This window comes from Pseudomonas sp. B21-040, from assembly GCF_024748695.1.
GTDB lineage: Bacteria > Pseudomonadota > Gammaproteobacteria > Pseudomonadales > Pseudomonadaceae > Aquipseudomonas.
Genome location: NZ_CP087176.1, coordinates 2,311,493 through 2,328,032, shown reverse-complemented (window position 1 = coordinate 2,328,032; position 16,540 = coordinate 2,311,493). Strand labels below are relative to the sequence as shown.

The 16,540-nt window shown below is 56.0% G+C and carries 25 protein-coding genes and 1 pseudogene; 2 read left to right on the top strand and 24 right to left on the bottom strand.

Annotated elements, in window-relative coordinates; all coding sequences use genetic code 11:
• Positions 1 to 325: 325 nt before the first annotated feature.
• Positions 326 to 670 carry a hypothetical protein gene (locus tag LOY55_RS10620; protein ID WP_223523298.1) on the top strand — a complete coding sequence of 115 codons (345 nt, stop codon included), beginning with the start codon at positions 326 to 328 and terminating at the stop codon, positions 668 to 670.
• Here the strand turns inward: LOY55_RS10620 and LOY55_RS10615 are convergent.
• Genes LOY55_RS10615 through LOY55_RS10605 form a run of 3 tightly spaced genes read right to left on the bottom strand, consistent with a single transcriptional unit; the run spans position 639 to position 1,899 of the window.
• Positions 639 to 1,169 carry a lysis system i-spanin subunit Rz gene (locus LOY55_RS10615; protein WP_223523299.1) on the bottom strand — a complete coding sequence of 177 codons (531 nt, stop codon included), beginning with the start codon at positions 1,167 to 1,169 and terminating at the stop codon, positions 639 to 641. The two genes, LOY55_RS10620 and LOY55_RS10615, sit on opposite strands and share 32 nt — an antisense overlap.
• On the bottom strand, positions 1,160 to 1,477 hold the full coding sequence (locus tag LOY55_RS10610; RefSeq protein ID WP_223523301.1) for a DUF6527 family protein: 318 nt from the start codon (positions 1,475 to 1,477) through the stop codon (positions 1,160 to 1,162). The genes LOY55_RS10615 and LOY55_RS10610 overlap by 10 nt, the downstream gene beginning before the upstream one ends.
• A complete protein-coding gene (locus tag LOY55_RS10605) occupies positions 1,474 to 1,899 on the bottom strand; it encodes a cell wall hydrolase (RefSeq protein ID WP_223523303.1) in 426 nt (141 codons plus the stop codon). The genes LOY55_RS10610 and LOY55_RS10605 overlap by 4 nt, the downstream gene beginning before the upstream one ends.
• Positions 1,900 to 2,043: 144 nt before the next feature.
• Between LOY55_RS10605 and LOY55_RS10600 the strand changes: the two genes are divergently transcribed.
• The gene (locus LOY55_RS10600; protein WP_223523305.1) at positions 2,044 to 3,507 is read left to right on the top strand and encodes a hypothetical protein; all 1,464 of its coding nucleotides are present in this window, start codon (positions 2,044 to 2,046) and stop codon (positions 3,505 to 3,507) included.
• A 59-nt stretch (positions 3,508 to 3,566) separates the two neighbouring features.
• On the opposite strand, the gene LOY55_RS31160 is transcribed toward LOY55_RS10600, so the two are convergent.
• The 21 genes and pseudogenes from LOY55_RS31160 to LOY55_RS10500 all read right to left on the bottom strand — a co-directional run bounded on the left by LOY55_RS31160 (position 3,567) and on the right by LOY55_RS10500 (position 16,538).
• A complete protein-coding gene (locus LOY55_RS31160) occupies positions 3,567 to 3,926 on the bottom strand; it encodes a tail fiber assembly protein (protein WP_223523307.1) in 360 nt (119 codons plus the stop codon).
• Positions 3,904 to 4,164, bottom strand: coding sequence for a DUF6429 family protein (locus LOY55_RS10595; RefSeq protein WP_046027818.1), 261 nt, complete (start codon positions 4,162 to 4,164; stop codon positions 3,904 to 3,906). Before LOY55_RS10595 ends, LOY55_RS31160 begins: the two co-directional genes overlap by 23 nt.
• A gap of 143 nt (positions 4,165 to 4,307) precedes the next feature.
• Positions 4,308 to 4,568: a DUF6429 family protein gene (locus tag LOY55_RS10590; protein WP_046027818.1), complete on the bottom strand. Its 261-nt coding sequence runs from the start codon at positions 4,566 to 4,568 to the stop codon at positions 4,308 to 4,310.
• Positions 4,569 to 4,637: 69 nt separating this feature from the next.
• Positions 4,638 to 6,149: an IS66 family transposase gene (gene tnpC / locus LOY55_RS10585; protein ID WP_258666707.1), complete on the bottom strand. Its 1,512-nt coding sequence runs from the start codon at positions 6,147 to 6,149 to the stop codon at positions 4,638 to 4,640.
• Positions 6,150 to 6,167: 18 nt separating this feature from the next.
• Entirely contained in the window at positions 6,168 to 6,527 is a 360-nt protein-coding gene (gene tnpB / locus LOY55_RS10580; protein ID WP_052966798.1) for an IS66 family insertion sequence element accessory protein TnpB, read from the bottom strand.
• Positions 6,528 to 6,741: 214 nt separating this feature from the next.
• Complete coding sequence (locus LOY55_RS10575) at positions 6,742 to 7,623, bottom strand: hypothetical protein (protein WP_223524923.1); 882 nt, start codon at positions 7,621 to 7,623, stop codon at positions 6,742 to 6,744.
• A 3-nt stretch (positions 7,624 to 7,626) separates the two neighbouring features.
• The gene (locus LOY55_RS10570; RefSeq protein ID WP_223524919.1) at positions 7,627 to 8,217 is read right to left on the bottom strand and encodes a YmfQ family protein; all 591 of its coding nucleotides are present in this window, start codon (positions 8,215 to 8,217) and stop codon (positions 7,627 to 7,629) included.
• Between the two features lie 8 nt (positions 8,218 to 8,225).
• The gene (locus tag LOY55_RS10565) at positions 8,226 to 9,284 is read right to left on the bottom strand and encodes a baseplate J/gp47 family protein (RefSeq protein ID WP_223524917.1); all 1,059 of its coding nucleotides are present in this window, start codon (positions 9,282 to 9,284) and stop codon (positions 8,226 to 8,228) included.
• Positions 9,284 to 9,751, bottom strand: coding sequence for a phage GP46 family protein (locus LOY55_RS10560; RefSeq protein ID WP_223524915.1), 468 nt, complete (start codon positions 9,749 to 9,751; stop codon positions 9,284 to 9,286). The genes LOY55_RS10565 and LOY55_RS10560 overlap by 1 nt, the downstream gene beginning before the upstream one ends.
• Entirely contained in the window at positions 9,751 to 10,164 is a 414-nt protein-coding gene (locus LOY55_RS10555; protein WP_223524913.1) for a phage baseplate assembly protein, read from the bottom strand. Before LOY55_RS10555 ends, LOY55_RS10560 begins: the two co-directional genes overlap by 1 nt.
• A gap of 2 nt (positions 10,165 to 10,166) precedes the next feature.
• A pseudogene (locus LOY55_RS10550) lies at positions 10,167 to 10,763 on the bottom strand (phage terminase large subunit family protein); the annotation flags it as partial.
• A 56-nt stretch (positions 10,764 to 10,819) separates the two neighbouring features.
• Positions 10,820 to 11,155 carry a phage holin, lambda family gene (locus LOY55_RS10545; protein ID WP_223524911.1) on the bottom strand — a complete coding sequence of 112 codons (336 nt, stop codon included), beginning with the start codon at positions 11,153 to 11,155 and terminating at the stop codon, positions 10,820 to 10,822.
• A 222-nt stretch (positions 11,156 to 11,377) separates the two neighbouring features.
• A complete protein-coding gene (locus LOY55_RS10540; protein WP_223524909.1) occupies positions 11,378 to 11,971 on the bottom strand; it encodes an OB-fold putative lipoprotein in 594 nt (197 codons plus the stop codon).
• Positions 11,972 to 12,051: 80 nt separating this feature from the next.
• On the bottom strand, positions 12,052 to 12,405 hold the full coding sequence (locus LOY55_RS10535) for an antiterminator Q family protein (RefSeq protein ID WP_223524907.1): 354 nt from the start codon (positions 12,403 to 12,405) through the stop codon (positions 12,052 to 12,054).
• 3 nt (positions 12,406 to 12,408) lie between these two features.
• The gene (locus tag LOY55_RS10530; RefSeq protein WP_223524906.1) at positions 12,409 to 12,630 is read right to left on the bottom strand and encodes a hypothetical protein; all 222 of its coding nucleotides are present in this window, start codon (positions 12,628 to 12,630) and stop codon (positions 12,409 to 12,411) included.
• Between the two features lie 95 nt (positions 12,631 to 12,725).
• Positions 12,726 to 14,021, bottom strand: a complete 1,296-nt coding sequence (locus LOY55_RS10525) for a site-specific integrase (protein WP_223524904.1) — start codon at positions 14,019 to 14,021, stop codon at positions 12,726 to 12,728.
• The gene (locus LOY55_RS10520; protein ID WP_223524902.1) at positions 14,018 to 14,449 is read right to left on the bottom strand and encodes a VRR-NUC domain-containing protein; all 432 of its coding nucleotides are present in this window, start codon (positions 14,447 to 14,449) and stop codon (positions 14,018 to 14,020) included. The genes LOY55_RS10525 and LOY55_RS10520 overlap by 4 nt, the downstream gene beginning before the upstream one ends.
• Before the next feature lie 106 nt (positions 14,450 to 14,555).
• Positions 14,556 to 14,858 (bottom strand): nuclease domain-containing protein, encoded by a 303-nt coding sequence (locus tag LOY55_RS10515; protein WP_223524900.1) that lies wholly within the window; start codon positions 14,856 to 14,858, stop codon positions 14,556 to 14,558.
• Positions 14,855 to 15,073: a DUF3310 domain-containing protein gene (locus LOY55_RS10510; RefSeq protein ID WP_223524898.1), complete on the bottom strand. Its 219-nt coding sequence runs from the start codon at positions 15,071 to 15,073 to the stop codon at positions 14,855 to 14,857. The genes LOY55_RS10515 and LOY55_RS10510 overlap by 4 nt, the downstream gene beginning before the upstream one ends.
• Positions 15,070 to 15,762 carry a replication protein P gene (locus LOY55_RS10505; protein ID WP_223524896.1) on the bottom strand — a complete coding sequence of 231 codons (693 nt, stop codon included), beginning with the start codon at positions 15,760 to 15,762 and terminating at the stop codon, positions 15,070 to 15,072. The genes LOY55_RS10510 and LOY55_RS10505 overlap by 4 nt, the downstream gene beginning before the upstream one ends.
• Positions 15,759 to 16,538 carry a helix-turn-helix domain-containing protein gene (locus LOY55_RS10500; protein WP_223524921.1) on the bottom strand — a complete coding sequence of 260 codons (780 nt, stop codon included), beginning with the start codon at positions 16,536 to 16,538 and terminating at the stop codon, positions 15,759 to 15,761. Before LOY55_RS10500 ends, LOY55_RS10505 begins: the two co-directional genes overlap by 4 nt.
• Positions 16,539 to 16,540: the final 2 nt, after the last annotated feature.

Below are 16,540 nucleotides of genomic sequence, written 5' to 3'. Positions count from 1 at the left end.
TGACGGCCGGACTTTATCGAACACCATCGTAGAGATTGAATCGCCGTATCAAAGCCTGGGATGCCGTATAGAAATCGTCAAAAGCCTTTATAATCAAGGCCTTGAGCTACAAATGAGCCACAAAAATCACCACCTTTTGCGACTCTTTAAAACCCAATAAACACTGGTCCAAACGGTTGCATTTTGGGGAAGAATTTCCCGCAGAAAATACCACCTACGGCGTCCTGCCGACCGAACACCAACCCAAAACTCTACTGATCGTCGCTTCATACTCGCCTGAGTTTTGCGCATCGATTACTGTATATCCAAACAGTATAGATAAGGCATGACCGTGGACCCCCTCGAAATCGAAGACACCAGCGACTGGCTTGGCTGCCCGACTGAACTTGAAACCTGTCGCTACTTCCTGCGCATGACGGAAAACGAGGTGCAGGAACTGACCCTGCAATTGCGCAAAGCCCGCGAAGACATCTTCGGTTTGGTGCAGATGCATGCCGACGTGTCCCAGGAGCGGGATCAGCTACGAGCTGAGTTGAACCGCCTTAAAGAAGAGCATTCTGAACTATCCAGTAAGGCTTATAGCCTCCAGCTGATAGCCGACCAGCGAGATCACCTGTTTAGAGAAAACCAGAGGTTGCTCATGGAAAAGCGGGAGCGGAAATCTCTCTGACGTATGCCTGGCACGCCTTCAGCGCAATCAGTCCCTGATCGCCGGCGTCGGTGATGGCGACAATTCGTTGAGCATGCGCTGGGTCAAGTCGGGCGCGCGCTCCTCCATGAACCACGCCGACGGTTTCGGTACCGGCTGGCATTGAACAGCCACTGGCTGGATCCGTGGCGTCAAGGAGGACTGACAACCGCAAATCAGAAGTGGCAAGGCGATCGCGCAAGCGCGCCTGATCAGTTTGAGCATCTGTCAGCTCCTTGTGGTGGGTTTGATCGCTGGCCGCTAGCCGCTGCTCGAGCGCCAGCCGCTTGTCTTGATCCGCACGCACCTGGGCGGCGGCCGCGTTGCTGATGGTGGTCAGGTCGACTTGATGCAGCCCAGCCTGTTCGGCGAGCTGCTTTCCATAGCGCCAATCCTGAATCCGCCAGGCGCTTCCGGCGGCGACCAGAGCCAGCGCCAGCGCCAGCACGCCGATCAATTTCCACGGAATCGTTACTGGCATTGCTCGTCCTCCCAAGCAGGCAGATCCACGGTCTGCCCGGCCAGTGCGTGGGTGCAATCGCCAAGAAACTGAATGCGGCCGTCAGTTACGAACGAGTGACACACCCTATCCCCGTCGGACCATGAATAGCGCACCAGAACCGAAGGGGTAAACGTTGGGCTTTCCAGATTTCCGTTCCATCCCCAGCGCGGACCCGGTCCGGCGCCGTGCATGATCCGGTGCACCATCTCGCAGCCAGGGCACTCAAACCAAAGGCTTCCTTCCTCGGTAGTGGCCAGAACGCGGGACACTCTGCTGAATGCGGTCATGGCACATCCTTGAAAAAGACGTGGCCATTCAGTTTGAGGGTCTGTTTCGCCTTTGCCGCCCAGGCTGGCGGTGTCTTCATGGCGATAGCGTAGTAATGGGTCGCGCCACCAGTGGGATCAGGAACCTTGCCATCGATCACCTGGTCGGCAGCGATCCGCGCCTGGGTAAATTCACGGAGCGGAATCGGCTTCGCGCCGCTGAGGTACGCGAAGTTTGGGTCGTTCTTGTTCCAGCAACTGAACTGATACGGCTTCTGGCACACGCCGGCGTAGCCCTCCCCCCACCATGAACTAGTCTTTCCATCGAACACGCGGTTGCGGATGGTCCAGGCCACGGCGATCTGGCCGGCCAAACTTTCGCCGCGCGCCTCTCCCCACAGTGTGCGGGCGAGGATGTTGCGATCTTTTTCAGTTACGGCCATGACTTTTCTCCGGGCAAAAAAATACCCGCGCTTGGCGGGTTTTTGGGTTTCGATGGCGAATAAATTTAATGCGGAATGCTGTAGAATTTTACGGCTGCATAAAAACAACACGAAATATCATCGCGAAGGAGTAAAAGGCATAGCATGGAAACACTGGCCTTGGGATCAACTAAAGCAACGTGGCTCGCGCAAATAAAAAAAGTCACGAACAAAAATCAGAAAATTATCGCTTTTATTGCGGCAACATTTATATTTTACTTAGCGCAAAAATCTATCAATGCAAAAATATTTCTAGGCGATGCGAAAGACTACTGGTATCTAAGCTCGTACATTTGGGACTTCTCATTCCCTCAAAACCTTCGGGGGTATTTTTTCCCGCTTTTGCTTTCACCCGCAAAGTACCTATCCGAAATCATGCCGCAATTTGGATATCTACCATTAAGAATTCTACAAGCTGTTGCGTACAGCTACAGTCTTTGTATTATCTTCCCTAATTTGTTTATAAAAATTTTTGGTGGAGCAGACACGCTGCCTAGGCGACTTATAGTTCCATCACTTGTTGCCATATTTTTCCCGGGGCTCGTATCTTACCCTCTAAGCGACCTCCCCGCTCTTACGCTGACTTTTATTAGTGTTTACCTTTTGATTTGTGCCAAGGATAACAAATCCCCATACGGTGTGTTTCCGTTGGTTTTTCTTGCAGGAATGGTTGCTTACGGAGCGTGCAATACTCGATCAATTTATGTATTTACGCTGACCGCACTAACTATTGCAGTGCCATTAGTAATATTTAGATCCAATTCTATAACAACCAGAACCTTCGCAACTCTTACTTTCATTGCTGGCGCCGCAACATGCTCCACACCTCAAGTATTGATCAACATGAAGCACTTTGACAATCCTTCGCCATTTGTAATATCAAAAATTGGCGATGCCTCTCTCTTTGCCACTCAATTGAAATGGGGCATCACGATACAGCGCTATGAAACTTTACTCGATGAAAAAAGCGAGACGGTATCTGGCATCTATTATTTCGACCCGGCAGGAGAAACCTTTTTCAAGAAATATGGAATGACCGAGATAACGGCGACAGTGCCGTGGTATCTAGACATGGTATTGTCAGAGCCTGTTGAGTTTTCAAAGATATATTTAAAGCACTTCATTAACGGTATCGACGTTCGCGACCACGAGGTTTATACAACATCCCCGTCGCATGAGAAAAAGCTTCGCTCCGCAATAAGCCTTTCAGTATTCTTTCTCGGTTTATTTTTTCTTGTTCGGGGAATTTTAGAGAGGACCTTCGAACCCTCCAAACCTAACGCAGAAATTATAGCAAGAATTTTTTGGGCGTTCGTATTTATCATTCCAGTGGCAGCAATAATTCCTGGAGCAATCGAGACGCGATTCTTCCTTCCGCTCCAAGTTCTTTGCTACGGCGCAATTGCATTCAAATTTTGCATGCCTAGAATCAACAACCTTTTATCCATTAAGAATTTAGCGATAGCAGTTGCGTACGCAATAGTCCTTACGTATTCAATAGTGGCGACAAATTCTTCTATATTATCGAGATATAGCATTATTTTCGAAGACCAAAAAGCCCCCGAATAGTAATTACATCCCAACAAATACCCTTCACGGGTCGGAACGGGCAGGGTTATGGACTTACATCAGGAAGGTATAGCGGGCCAAGCGGGAAGCTCATTAGCCAAGTCTACCGTTTGCAGCGCTCGAGAATACGTTTGCCAACGTTTGGCCAGCGCGATTTCTGCCTCTGTCGCATCACCCAGTTGGAGCGACAGCAAGAGCGGCGTCATATTCTCTGACGCCCGAACCAGAAGGGAAACTTGGGCGGCCTTATTTACGGCGTAAGCCTCATCTGGAGTTTGTTTGGGGGCGACAAAAGCTGTGAACAACCAATCGGCATTTTCATTGGAGGCGCTCCATCCCTCGCTTATACCGTATGCGATCCATAAACCCCACCTACCGTATGTCCGCGGTATGAAGTCAGATATCCGAGTCGGATACATGCTCCACTTGAGTTCTTACCCCAAACAACCGGTCGGCTATCTGCCGACCTCGCTCCAACCCTTCAGCCGTCAACCAAATCGATTTGTTCTTGTTCACCGGATTACTGATGAAACCATGTTCATGTAATCGGTTCATGGTCTCGAAGTCGAACCCTTTCCAAGCATTGCCGTTATCAAAGCTGAAGGTTGCCAACAGGGCAAGCACGGCTTCTTCAATCAGTTTATCGTCGTATTCCATTATCGTTGCTCCGTTCGTACTCTTTAAGCTCACCGTAAACCCCGCTAGCCATCAAGATAAATAGCGCGTTTAACTACGCGATACCGGCGAGCAGTTCGTATGCGATCCATAAACCCCACCTACCGTATGTCCGCGGTATGAAGTCAGATATCCGAGTCGGATACATGCTCCACTTGAGTTCTTACCCCAAACAACCGGTCGGCTATCTGCCGACCTCGCTCCAACCCTTCAGCCGTCAACCAAATCGATTTGTTCTTGTTCACCGGATTACTGATGAAACCATGTTCATGTAATCGGTTCATGGTCTCGAAGTCGAACCCTTTCCAAGCATTGCCGTTATCAAAGCTGAAGGTTGCCAACAGGGCAAGCACGGCTTCTTCAATCAGTTTATCGTCGTATTCCATGATCGTTGCTCCGTTCGTACTCTTTAAGCTCACCGTAAACCCCGCCAGCCATCAAGATAAATAGCGCGTTTAACTACGCGATACCGGCGAGCAGTTCCAGGGCAGTAAAGCTTCGTAATCCTCAACCGAAGAAGCCGTCGGCAGGCGCTCAAGTGCGTGGCGCAGCCACGCATAGGGCTCTTGGCCGTTGGCTTTGGCTGTCTCGACCAGGCTGTAAAGTTGGGCACTGGCCGTCGCGCCTTTGGACGTGTCGCTGAACAACCAGTTCTTCCTTCCGATCACGAAGGGCCTGATGGCGCGTTCGGCAGGGTTGTTGTCGATCGGCAAGTAGCCTTCCTCGACATACCGCGCAAGTTTGTTCCAGTTGTTGGCCAGATAACTGATGGCTTTGCCCAGGGCGTTCTGAGCTGTGACCTGAGGCTGTGTCTTTTCCATCCAGTTTTTCAACTGAGCCAGCACCGGCAGGCTGTGCGCGTGACGACCGGTTTTACGCTCGCCGTCGTTGCCGGCCTGTAGATCGCGTTCGATGCCATAAAGCTTGTTGATCAGGTTCAGCGCGATGTCGGCACGTCCCGTCTTGCCTTTGGGCTGCACTTTTTGCGCTTCGACGAATTTGCGCCGTGCATGCGCCCAGCAACCTAGACGTTCAACCCCGTCCTGCGCGCCCAGCGCGTTGTAACCGGCGTAATCATCGGTCATCACATATCCGCGATAGCCATCAAGCAGGCGCGTCGGCACCTCCTGCGCCCGGCTGGTGGAGTAGTCGAAAAGGATCACTGGCTTGTCGGGCGGGCCACCGGTTTGCACCCACATCCAGGACTGGCTGCTGGGTTCCCGATCCTGCTCTTTCAACACCTGCACGCGGGTTTCATCGCAGTGGATGATTCGGCTTTCCAGCAACTGGTCGCGCATTAAATTCAGCAGTGGCTGCAAGTGTTCGCCGCACTGGATAACCCAGCGGGCCAGGGTCTGGCGCGGGATATCGATGCCATGGCGGCCCAGCACTTTTTCGAAACGGTGAAGCGGTAAACCGTCCACGTATTTGGTGGTCAGCAGCATCGCCAGCACGCTTGGGCTGGCCATACTTTTTTCAATCAACTGAGCGGGCTTGTCCGCAGTGACCGGTGCCGTTTCATAGGCACGGCAACCGTAAACCTTACGGACGTGTTTGATCACGCGGATTTGCATCGGCACGATTTCAAGCTGCTCGCTGACCTCCTCGCCGATGGCGTGTTTGCGGCAGCCGCAGGCACAAGTCAGTTCACGCTCGGGCAGTTCGTGGATGATTTCGATACGGGGGAGATCGGCCGGCAGCGGCTTGCGGTTGCCACGCCGCTGGGTCGGCGCAACAGCCTCTTCTTCTGCGGCTTCATCAATGGGTTCGACGACGCTTTCCGCCTCATTGAACAGGGCCAACTGCGGCGTTGCCGGATCAGCCGTTTGCTCGGACTTGCGTCCGAACAGGCGCTGACGTAACAGCGCATTTTCTTCTTCGAGGAAACCGACTCTGGACTGCATCTTCGCAAGCATCTGCTTGAGCAATTCAGGATCATCGGGGAGGTTTTCGGGCATGGAAATCATGCCCTGGATTATACCGAATCAGGCCACGTATCGAGGCGTCAAAACCTGATGAGGACGGTTGCGCCACAGATCAAAACCATCAAGTAGCCAGTTCAGTTCCTGGACAGTCAGGATGATCGCTTCATCGTTGGCATCGGGCGATGTTTTAAATCGTTCGGATTCGAGGCGCTTGAGCCAAAGGCAGAAGCCGTTGCGTTCCCAATACAAAATCTTCACGCGGTTGCGTGGCTTGTTGAGGAAGACGAAAAGCACAGGGTCGAATACAGCGACTTTGATATCCAGTTCGACCAGCGCGGCAAGGCCATCAATGGATTTTCGAAAGTCCACGGGTTTGGGGTAGAGATAGACTTTTTCGACTTTGGCATCGGGTCGCATCATGGCGGGCTGGCTCCTGAGGGAATCGGGAGCAAAGCATCCGGGATCAACTAAGCGCTTTGAATGTGGGGTTCATGGAGCGCTTACCTTATACCTTCAACGTCGCTCACATCAATCCAAATCATGGATGGATGGAAAAAATCGGTTATATCTTGTTCCTCCTCAATTGAGATTAGCTCTACTACCAAGACGCCTTGAATCCGCGCAAACTTCTTCATCAGCTGTATTCCCATATAATAACAAATCCAGATGCACCGTTGCCGCCAGTTGTATTATTGCCACCTGTCACGGATCCAGCACCACCACCCCCGGCGCCAAAGCCAGTGGCATTGGCGCCAGCTTGCTGGCCAGCACCAGCAGCCAAAGCTTTTGAGTACCCCCCAGCTCCAAAAGCCGACGAGGCCCCCTTGCCGGTCGACAAGTTGTTTGCCGCATAGAGCGTTCCTTTATCCCCTATCGCGCCTGCACCGTTATAGATTGTTCCACCAACACCGACGGCGACCGAGGACTGCTCTGAGCTAGCTGTTGGGAAAGAGCTGATTACAATGCCCCCAGGGCCTCCCGCACCGCCACCCGCAGAAATCAATCCGCCTAGGCTACTCGATCCTCCATTGCTTCCATTGGCACCGAGGCCAGTTGAAATCCCTCCGGATCCTCCTGCGCCAACAGTGATCGGCAGTCCCGTAAACGCACTAGTGAACATCCCCTTCGCTGAGGCGCCAGCACTACCTCCAGTTCCCGTAGATGCAAAGCCTGGACTAGGAGTATTGGAATTGCTGCCACCGCCACCACCACCGCCACCGCCACAGACTTCAACCACAATTGAGTTAGTGCCGGATGTTGGCGTGTACGTGCCTGAAGCGGTGAACAGCCGAATATTAATAAGTCGGCCAGTGGGGACTTTTTTAAGTGAATCGAGCAGGTCAGCGGCACGCCCCTTTGTTGGCGATACGCCGGCCGCCACCAGCACCGCCATGATGTTTTCCTGAACATCGTTCATCCATTCATCAGTAACAACCGTTGGCTGAATGCCGCCTACCGGATCTCCGTCTGTAAACTTGTTGTCTACCGTTGCTCCCGGACCGTCAATTCTGTGCATTCGTCATTCTCCGTAAGCGAAGATCGCGATCGTGTGCGCGGGCTTCAACTGATTTAATTTACATTCGAGGGTGTCGTTACCCCATATGCGAAGCCGCTCACCAACCGCCGACTGGCCGACGCGAAAGCTAGTAACAGATACTTCTGGAGCCCTGACTAACCAGGTGAAAGCCCAAGGCCCATTGGGCAGTGAGTCGCCTACGGTCGAGCGTCCAACCCTGAATGGTTTGAACGTCTCGATCGTTACCGTGTATCCCAGTGCTGCAGCTACCTCGATAAAATAGGCGGCGGATTGCCCACCGGTGCTGGTGAGCTTCGCCAGCAATGCGCTGCGGCGCCCCTGAAGGGTTTGCTCTAGCAATCCGGAGCACTTGTCGGGAAGCCCGGCGACCCTCTCCCAATCGGGCAGTAGTTCTGCCGTAGTGCCTGGGTTTGCCTCCCGGGGCATCACGCCGGCGCGGCCATCCAGCCGCGAGAGCTCAATTGACATTCCGTCGAGTAAGTCATGGAGCGTGGTGCCGGGGTCTCGTGGAAATGCCTGGCCAGGCGGCAGCAGCGCTTTGAGCTGCTCCCTGTATTCAGCGGCTGTTGGCATTGCGCCTCCTACAGGCTGGAAAAGGTGGGTGTCCCGAGCGTGGCCATGTGCCCGGCAGCGTGCGCGACGTCCGCTGTTGGCGAGACGATTTGGTTATTGCTCTCCCCAGCAGCCAAGGACACGGCTTCACGCAGCCGGCTGATGAAGATCGTTCCACCCGGCGCGGAATCCCGATCAATAAGATCTGCAAGCTCCGCGCGAACCGCGCTCTGAACGACCGTGGTGTTCGGTGTCAGCTTGATATTCATGTTCAACGGATCGGCGACGGGGGCCGCTACGAAGACTTCAGCTGTCACCGGAGCTCTGGCATCGATATAGGCCTGCACCTCGGCGACCTTCGCAGGACTTGGGATGATGCTGACCTCTTCATCGCAGACGAAAAGGACTGTGACGGTGCCAGGCCCCATCTGGATCGGGTACACCCAAACCCTGGTGACGCCCGCAACTTCGAGAGCCCATTGCTCATAATCAAACGAAGCGCCGCCATGGGGAGGCTGTTGGATTCGGGCAAGCAAGCGCGCGAGAAGACGTTCGTCAGTTTCGACGTCGACCCCGTTTTCAAGCTTGGTCGCCGTGGTGCCTGTGGACTGAACGCCAGCGATCGGCGAAAGCAGGAAAATGGGCAGGCCCGCATCAAAGTTGCCAGCCTCCCCCGCCTCAACCGCCAGAGCCGGAATGATGAGCGGACCGGAACTGAATACGGCGTCGCCTTGGGTTTTGTACTGAACACCGTCCTGTCTCTGCAATATCGTTCCGTTGACCACCACGGCTCCAGCAGTGCCGGCGAGCGCCACCTGACCGCTGGCAAATCCAGCGGTTTTTCGAGTGACTTTCCAAATTGCCGCCCAGCGCTCGAGGTATTCCTTTTCGGCAGTGTCGATAATCGATTGTTTGGCAATCCAGTCCAGGTAGCCGTACAGCATGTGGACCGCGCCAGCCTCTGACTGGCCGACAATCCCGAGCAGCGATCGGCGAAGCACCGCACTATCAACACCGGTGACACGGCTGCTGATGTCGGTGATCACTCGTTCGATTAACTCGGTCAGTGTTGGTCGAGCAAATGGCATCAGGCAGCCCTCTTCGCGGCTTGAGCCGCCCATTCGTAGTTGTATTGATAGCGAACCGGCGAGCCGGTCGGCCGGTAGATATCGACGAGGATCAACATCCAGCCCCTGGCTACAAACTCGGCGGTGACCTCGACGCGCGTGGCGACCAGGTCCTCTACCATCCAGGCCAAGGCTTCCCGGCAATATTGCTGGGCCCGGCCAAGGACTTGCGGAAGTTGCTTTTCGCGGGCGAGCAGCCACAACAGCGAACCGGTTTGGTCCGATGGCGTGGCGTTTGCGATGTCCCCCCAGTAGCCGCGCAGGTCGTCCTGCGGCAACTCGACGGGGATCTGCTCAGGGCTGGCCCTGCGATCGGTGAACAGGCTGATGATCACAGCAGTTTCGAGGCCGTCGTCGCGCGCCAGGTCGAAGCCCGACAGGAGCAACTCCCCACCGCTTTCGGTCATTACCATTGCGGCATCGGCCATCAGATAGGCACTCCTGAGTTTCCACTACCAGCGGTAACGCCGTTGTGCTGGTGAGTGCTGCCAATGTTCTTTCCGTTGTTCGTGATGGTGCCGGTGGTTTTGACGTTGCCGATCACCTCAAGATCGCCGATGAGTTTGATCGTCGGTGCTTGGGCTTCGAGATGCTGAACGGCGGTGACCTTCACCATCTCTCGCAACAACTCGATCTTGTTGCCCAGGTCGTCATAGATGGCGACCTCACCAGCCAGCAGGGGGATTCGGTACCGGCGGTCATCGACCACCAGCACAATCCCTTGCTCGCGATTACCTCCAAGGAAGGCCACCGCGACATCACCACCCAGCGGGTGACTGGTGAAGCCATAGTTCTGCATGTGTTCAAGGCCGTCGCGTAGCTCGTCCTTCAGCAACTCCACCTGTACCAGGCTCTCTCTGCCTCACCGAGGGCGTTCTTTTCCCACTTCAGGCCGAACTCGCAATCCTTGCCGCCCCACTTCAGCGTCTGTTCCTGCCGGCAGTGCGGGCAGTTGATGTGAAACTTGAGCAGGTAGGGTGACTCTTCGACAGCCTTGGTGATCTGGCAGGAGCCAACTCGTTTCGGCGTTGAGCCGCGAATTGACTTCGGGTAGATCGCGCCGTTGAGTCGCTTGTCGCCCAGGGTGATCGGTGACCCCTCGCCTTCGACGCTTTCGTCAAAGTTCGAGAGCTCGTCGTAGATCACCTCGTCGGCGGATTTCTCACGGTAGTTTCGGGAGGCTTTGCCGCCCCGGATCCAGAGCGTCCGCCGGTTCGCGAATATCTTCTGGTCGAGGGTGTTGTCGCTGTGCTTACGTCCGAACCACGGAGCGAGGTCGCCCAACACTGGTACGTCTCGGATCATCCCGCTGACGTGGCTTTTACTGATGTCCTCGGCGTCAGGATCAGTCGGGCTCCACATCATCACGTTGCGGCGCTTGTGCTGAATCTTGTAACCGATGTTCGCCATCAACAGCTTGGTGTACCAACAGTGCGCAGAGCCTTGGATAGCTCTTCTACATTGGTTCGGGCATCGATCTTTATCACACGACACCTCTATAGATCGGTGTTGCGCTTTGGCAGCTTGAAGTCGGCGAAGCGGTCAGCAAGGTCAGCGATCTTCTTGACGCCGAGGAAGCCAATGAACACACCGGCAGCAGTGGCGAAGTTCTGAGGTAGGCCGAAGTACTCAAGCAACGGTATTAGGCCAATGGTGATCAGCGTGCAGAGCGATGCTTCAAGCAGTGCCTGACGCTGGGTGCCGCCGCCGTAGATGATCCGCAGTGCAGCCACAACGAATGACAACGCACCGGCGTAGATCGTAGGCGCATGCTGGCTAAGCCACGCGAGAACGAGCAGCCAGGTGTCTGGTTTGTCTGGCATGTTTGGCATCTCGGCATCCTCCCTTTCGGGGAGCGAATAGATCCGGCCCCAGCAGCACTCCCAGCTCGGAGCAATGGGTGTGGTGGCGCCGAAAACGAAAAAGCCCCGGCAAATGCCGAGGCTCTGTGAACTGTAGAAAGCAAAAAGCCCAACTCGATGGTTGGGCTTTGCTCGCGGAAAAACCGCAAAGTAATGTGAAATCTATAGATCGGGACCGGGGGTGTCAACGAGTTATTTGGAGACTTCGCAATCTTCAAACATCGGCGTTTTGACCACATCCCCTTTGCCCGTACAGACGACCGAAATCTGTGCACCTTTCTTGAGCGCTGCAAGAGAGGACATGTCGGATTTATCAAATTTGAACTGCGGCCCCATAAACTGGTTGGTGCCCGCAAGTACGAGGTACGGATTCCCAAGGAAGTCAGTATTGATATCGGTGATTCGCCCAGTCACCTTGACCCGCTTACCCTTGTACTGCAGGTCAGCCGCAATAGTGTTGTCTTCATAATCCTGGGAAACCTTCGCCGACGTGTAAGCCTTAATCGGTTCTGCCTGGGCTTGCTGTTTAGGTGGCGCGCCTGACGAACTAGATTGTGCCGCCCTCTCCTTGTAGCTGTCGTAGCTGTTTTTAGAAATCGATCCCATGCCAATCAAGGATACAAGGCACAAGGCCATCCAGGTGAAGCCGACGATGCGCGAGAGGATTGAATGCCCCTTCCTCAACAGCATCCAGCCAAACAACAAGGGGAAAAATAGAATCCCAAGCCCCAGAAGAAATCCAACTTGCCGCTTGTGTGGTGCCGCCACCGCTACTGCTTCGTTCATTTCGCTCTCCATGGCGATCAAATGAGGCAGTATTTTGAACCCACATCTATCAAAATGCCACTACGATCACCGGTATAGCGCTAAGCGGCCTCACGACGAAAATCTAGCGCTCCATCGACCCAAGCAATGCCAGCCTTCCAGAGCTGCCGGGTCTTCTCCTCACCAAAGCCCAGTTTCTTACCGACATCAACCAGCGCTTTGTCCCGAGCGGTGTAGTACTTCATCAATACGTTGCCGCACTCTGGATAACGCTTGAGCAGGCGACCCATCAAGCCATCAATCATCAACGCATCGTCGTCGGTGATCATCGGTGTGTGCAGGGTGTTCTCGCGGGATGCGCAGCAGGACACGCCAGAGCCCAGCACCACCCAACGGCCCCAATGCTCCAACAGATCCTCTGCAGTGCGTTCGGTGAAGCTTTTTGTTCTCGCCATGAATCAATCCCCCTTGAAAGACGAGCGGCCGGCGCCGCGACTGTTGTTCTGCTGGTACTGCTCGACGGTGCCATTCGCCGCTGGTGCCTGGGTTGCAAGGTGACGCTCCCGGCGCAGCTGCATGCCCAATTGCACCACCAAGTCTTCCACCGGCAACGGCTCCCGGGTGACGGCGTGTACCTGGCCTGAGGCGTGGCAACCGATGCAGTCGAGTTGGTGAAACACGCCTTGGATGACTCCCTTCCCGGCACACGATGGGCAGTCGGTGAGCGGGATCTGGCAGCGCACAAAGGCAGGGCCGTGAGTCCTTTTATCCATTTTTAAACCTCGCCTATGGTTGATTCGTGAATGGCCTCGCAGGCCTTATGTTCCGTGGCTTTCAGCGGTTTCCCCGAATTTTCGTTTCTACCGTCCTCCAACCCGTGAATCAGGGAAAAACCCTTGCCGTCTAAATGGTCGTGCCACAGTTCGAGGGCAGCACGCTTGCGCTCTTCGACGGTGGTATGGATGTAGGCCTGCACGTTGTGGCCCATGGCGTGGTTGATCAGCATCTCGCCAATCAGGAAGTCGATGCCGAGGTCTGCCCAGCCGGTGCGGGCTAACTTGCGCAGGTCGTGACTGCTCCACTCGCCCTGCCCCAACCCGGTGAACACGGCACTGGCCTGGCCTTCGCTCATGCCCTTTCCACTGCGGGAGCGAAACAGGCAATCGCCGTCGTAATGGCTCGCCTGTTGCGCCGCGCGGTACCGGATTAACCGGATTAGAAGGGTGCAGACTTGATCGGTCAGTGGGAGCGAGTGTTCAACCCGGGTCTTGGTATTGCCCACCGGCAGATACCAGGTGCGCTCGGACAGGCTGATGTGCGACCACTGTGCTTTGCGGGTTTCACCGATGCGCGTGCCGTGGCAGATCATCATCAGCGCGAGCATGGCCGGCTGTGGATCGGACTCGAAAAGGTCATGCAACTGGCTCAGCAGCGCCTCGATCTGCACACCACGAAGGCGCGCCGGCTTGGCTTTGATCTTGGTCTTGGAGAAGTCGCTGAACTTGATGCCTGTCATCGGGTTGGTCGGTATCAGGCCCAGCGTGTGAGCCTGACGGCACGCGACCACCAGCAGGCCGAAGATCAGCCGCACAAACTCCAGCGACAATGTCTCCTGAAGCGGCCACATCAGCTGGGTGTCGAGGGTGCCGTGGCGGACATCGGCGAGCGGCAGATCACCCACACGCGGTATCAGGTGGCAGGCAATCGCTGACTTACCAGTTGCTTTGCGCTTATCGGAGAGGTTGCGATCGCGGCTCATACGGTCGGCGTACCACTTCAGCAACTCGCCCAACGTTGCCCAGGGCGACACGGCCGCACCCGCTTCCGGATCCGTACCCAGCCGCATGCGCAGATCGGGCAGCGCGGCCAGCACGGCCTTCGCCGACAGATCGGGATAGGAACCGATCCGGTTCCACTTCTTGCGCACCACGAGGCTCCATGTTCCGCGCGGACGAGCCTCGGTGAAACGGAAGTAGAGCCCCGGGTGCCGTGGGTCACGCATCAACACGGCAGAGGGATCATCGGCACGACGACGAATCTCGGCATCGGAGAAAGCCACGGTCATTGTCATGCGGCCACCACGGTAGGTGCGAGTCGCAGGTAGGCGCGGATCTGCTCCATCGCGTCGAAGTGGCCACGGCACACTACCGCGAGATAGCCCTGATCGTTCAGCTTGCGAATCCATTTGTGCTGGCTGTCCGAGACGGCAGCGGCATTTGGTGGTGTCGCCTTGAACTCGATATACAGGCCGAAATAACCGCCGCGAGCCATGGTCAGTACCAGGTCTGGAACGCCGGCGACCACGCCCTGCTCTTTCAACTCAGCCGCTACTTTCTTAAGCCGGTGGCCACCGTTTGGGACGTGGTAAATCAGGTCAGCGACTTCGGGCATGCGAATGTGCAGCTCGGTTATCAGCGCGGCCTGCTCGAGGCCTTCACGGTCGATGCGCTTGGCGCGCACGGGTTTAGCCTTAAACAACTTCATGGCGGCCGGCTTCATTTACGGTCACCCCGTGCTTTCCGGTACCGGCGATCAAGGTGACGACAGAGTTCAAGAAGCCCGCCACTGGCGAGGATCATCAGGACGAGCAAGCTGGTTGGATCGATCATGCAGCCCCCTTCACGGTCAGTATTCCGGCCCGGATCAGGGCCTCGTGTGTTTCGGCGATGGCGCGCGGCATATCCTGCCAATCGATGTGGCCGGCGGCGCGGCCGTCGAGGACGTCATGGCAGGCGCTGCACGCGTAAACCGCCACGGTGTCGAAGCCCTTCATGCCCATGCCCTTTTGTCCGCACGGCAAATGGGCGAGCACGGTCGTAGCCAGGTTGTGGTTGCAGATGCCCGGCAGGCGAACCGTGCAGTCTTGGCCGTTGGCCGAGGCGCGCAGCTTCTTGGAAGTCACCTTCATTCCGGAGCCCTCGCCTTCTCCAGCTCGATTAGCAGTTCGAGGAAATGCTTCGCTTTTTCCAGATCAGCGATCCCGCCCTTGTCACGCCACCGCGTCACGTACTTGATGACGCTGCCTTCGGCGAACGGGATGCTGTTCGCATGGATGTATTCAATCGGCTGGATCTTCAGCGATTTGTAATGACCGCCAGCGACTTGGGTTTTCAATGCACTCATGCGGATGCTCCGGCGCGGCGTGCGCGCAGTTCGGCTAAGGCCTTGTTGCCAACTTCTGGAGTGCGCTCGGAAGGCGCGGCGAGCTCAGCAACAGGCACGGGGCCGAGCTGCTCGCCCATCCAAACCTTGCGGACTTGCTCCAGGTAGCGTTTTTCGAAACTGATCAGCCCCAGCTCACGACTGAGCAGCGGCAGACTGTTGAAACCAGCGGCAGCAGTGGCGTGGTAAACGGCCGGGTGAAACCACTTCGCAACGCCATGCATCGTTGGATGGCAGTTACGCAGGGCCTGTTTGTAAGCGGTCTCCACACTCGGCAACGGCGGGTTGAGCATTTCCGGCGTCGGCACGCAGCCTTGAATGAACTTGCCGACGCTCGGGATGAAGTCGGACGGCTCAGCGCGGCAACGGATCAGGCCAATATCGATCTGCTCCTGGGTGCAGATGCCGTTTTCGATGAACGCTTGCAACCAGGTGGCTTTCGATTCCTTGTAGGCCTTCGCATCTGGCCAAGCCTGACGCCATGCAGTGCGAATAGAGCGCAGCTGGCGGAACAGCTGATTGATCACCTTGCCGGTTTCGTGCGCCTGATCCCGTTGGGACTGAACCGAAACGTCGGTGGTTGCGTCAATGAATTCGCCGTGGCGAGCCTTGTTCACGGCTTGGGCCGCAACTGTGGAAACCGTTTTCACTGGGCACCCCCATTCATCCATTCGGTGTTGGTGTCATCGAACTCATCCGTCTGCGCTGCAGCACCGGCGGTTCTGGTCTTGTCTCGCTTTGCCCACTTGACCAGTTCGAAGCACCAACCAGCAGCGCTATGGACTGACGCCGGGCGGGCAACGTAGAAACCCATGAACGTTTCGAGCAGTTGGTCAGTGATGACATCAGCGGGGAGTCTGGCGATCGCAAGCTGGTCGGCGAGCGCCTTCTCGCTCGGAGTCCAAGCGGCGAACATGGCGAAGCGTTGGCGATCATCCAGCGCCTCGATGGCCGCCTGATCCTGTTCAGCAATCACATCGACAATCGGCTGCCGCTGCTGCTGTTTGGTTCCTTGATGGTTAATTGATGTATTGGGTGCAGCCGCTGCACCCCGTTCTGTTCCAGGCTGCACCCCGTTCTGTTGTGAGTTGCACCCCGTTACGTCATCTGCACCCCGTTTTGTACGGGGTGCAGGATTTGCACCCCGCGATAGTTGAAGGTCGTAAACGACTGGGCGGCGGTCATGACGGTCGATGTGCACGGCGGCGATTGCTTGATTGCCCTTCTGGATCAGCCCCGACCTCTCCAGATCGTCCAGCTTGTAACGCACGGTGCGCTCAGACAGGCCGGTGTCTTGAGCCAGGGTGGACGCCGACGGAAAGGCGCCAGCACCATTCGAACCGGCGTAGTTGGCCAAGCACAGCAGCACGTGACGCGCACTGGAGTCTTTCAGGGATTGGACAGGCAGCGAGAGCGCCCACGACATTG

Coding starts and splice junctions, on each gene's coding strand:
- LOY55_RS10510 (WP_223524898.1), bottom strand. CDS start 15,073: ATGAGTGCATTGAAAACCCAAGTCGCTGGCGGTCATTACAAATCGCTG.
- LOY55_RS10540 (WP_223524909.1), bottom strand. CDS start 11,971: ATGAACGAAGCAGTAGCGGTGGCGGCACCACACAAGCGGCAAGTTGGA.
- LOY55_RS10525 (WP_223524904.1), bottom strand. CDS start 14,021: ATGACAATGACCGTGGCTTTCTCCGATGCCGAGATTCGTCGTCGTGCC.
- LOY55_RS10500 (WP_223524921.1), bottom strand. CDS start 16,538: ATGTCGTGGGCGCTCTCGCTGCCTGTCCAATCCCTGAAAGACTCCAGT.
- LOY55_RS10610 (WP_223523301.1), bottom strand. CDS start 1,477: ATGACCGCATTCAGCAGAGTGTCCCGCGTTCTGGCCACTACCGAGGAA.
- tnpC (WP_258666707.1), bottom strand. CDS start 6,149: ATGATTTCCATGCCCGAAAACCTCCCCGATGATCCTGAATTGCTCAAG.
- LOY55_RS10600 (WP_223523305.1), top strand. CDS start 2,044: ATGGAAACACTGGCCTTGGGATCAACTAAAGCAACGTGGCTCGCGCAA.
- LOY55_RS31160 (WP_223523307.1), bottom strand. CDS start 3,926: ATGTATCCGACTCGGATATCTGACTTCATACCGCGGACATACGGTAGG.
- LOY55_RS10560 (WP_223524915.1), bottom strand. CDS start 9,751: ATGGCCGATGCCGCAATGGTAATGACCGAAAGCGGTGGGGAGTTGCTC.
- LOY55_RS10565 (WP_223524917.1), bottom strand. CDS start 9,284: ATGCCATTTGCTCGACCAACACTGACCGAGTTAATCGAACGAGTGATC.
- LOY55_RS10605 (WP_223523303.1), bottom strand. CDS start 1,899: ATGGCCGTAACTGAAAAAGATCGCAACATCCTCGCCCGCACACTGTGG.
- LOY55_RS10535 (WP_223524907.1), bottom strand. CDS start 12,405: ATGGCGAGAACAAAAAGCTTCACCGAACGCACTGCAGAGGATCTGTTG.
- LOY55_RS10520 (WP_223524902.1), bottom strand. CDS start 14,449: ATGAAGCCGGCCGCCATGAAGTTGTTTAAGGCTAAACCCGTGCGCGCC.
- LOY55_RS10575 (WP_223524923.1), bottom strand. CDS start 7,623: ATGCACAGAATTGACGGTCCGGGAGCAACGGTAGACAACAAGTTTACA.
- LOY55_RS10515 (WP_223524900.1), bottom strand. CDS start 14,858: ATGAAGGTGACTTCCAAGAAGCTGCGCGCCTCGGCCAACGGCCAAGAC.
- LOY55_RS10595 (WP_046027818.1), bottom strand. CDS start 4,164: ATGGAATACGACGATAAACTGATTGAAGAAGCCGTGCTTGCCCTGTTG.
- LOY55_RS10570 (WP_223524919.1), bottom strand. CDS start 8,217: ATGCCAACAGCCGCTGAATACAGGGAGCAGCTCAAAGCGCTGCTGCCG.
- LOY55_RS10620 (WP_223523298.1), top strand. CDS start 326: ATGACCGTGGACCCCCTCGAAATCGAAGACACCAGCGACTGGCTTGGC.
- LOY55_RS10545 (WP_223524911.1), bottom strand. CDS start 11,155: ATGCCAAACATGCCAGACAAACCAGACACCTGGCTGCTCGTTCTCGCG.
- LOY55_RS10590 (WP_046027818.1), bottom strand. CDS start 4,568: ATGGAATACGACGATAAACTGATTGAAGAAGCCGTGCTTGCCCTGTTG.
- LOY55_RS10615 (WP_223523299.1), bottom strand. CDS start 1,169: ATGCCAGTAACGATTCCGTGGAAATTGATCGGCGTGCTGGCGCTGGCG.
- tnpB (WP_052966798.1), bottom strand. CDS start 6,527: ATGATGCGACCCGATGCCAAAGTCGAAAAAGTCTATCTCTACCCCAAA.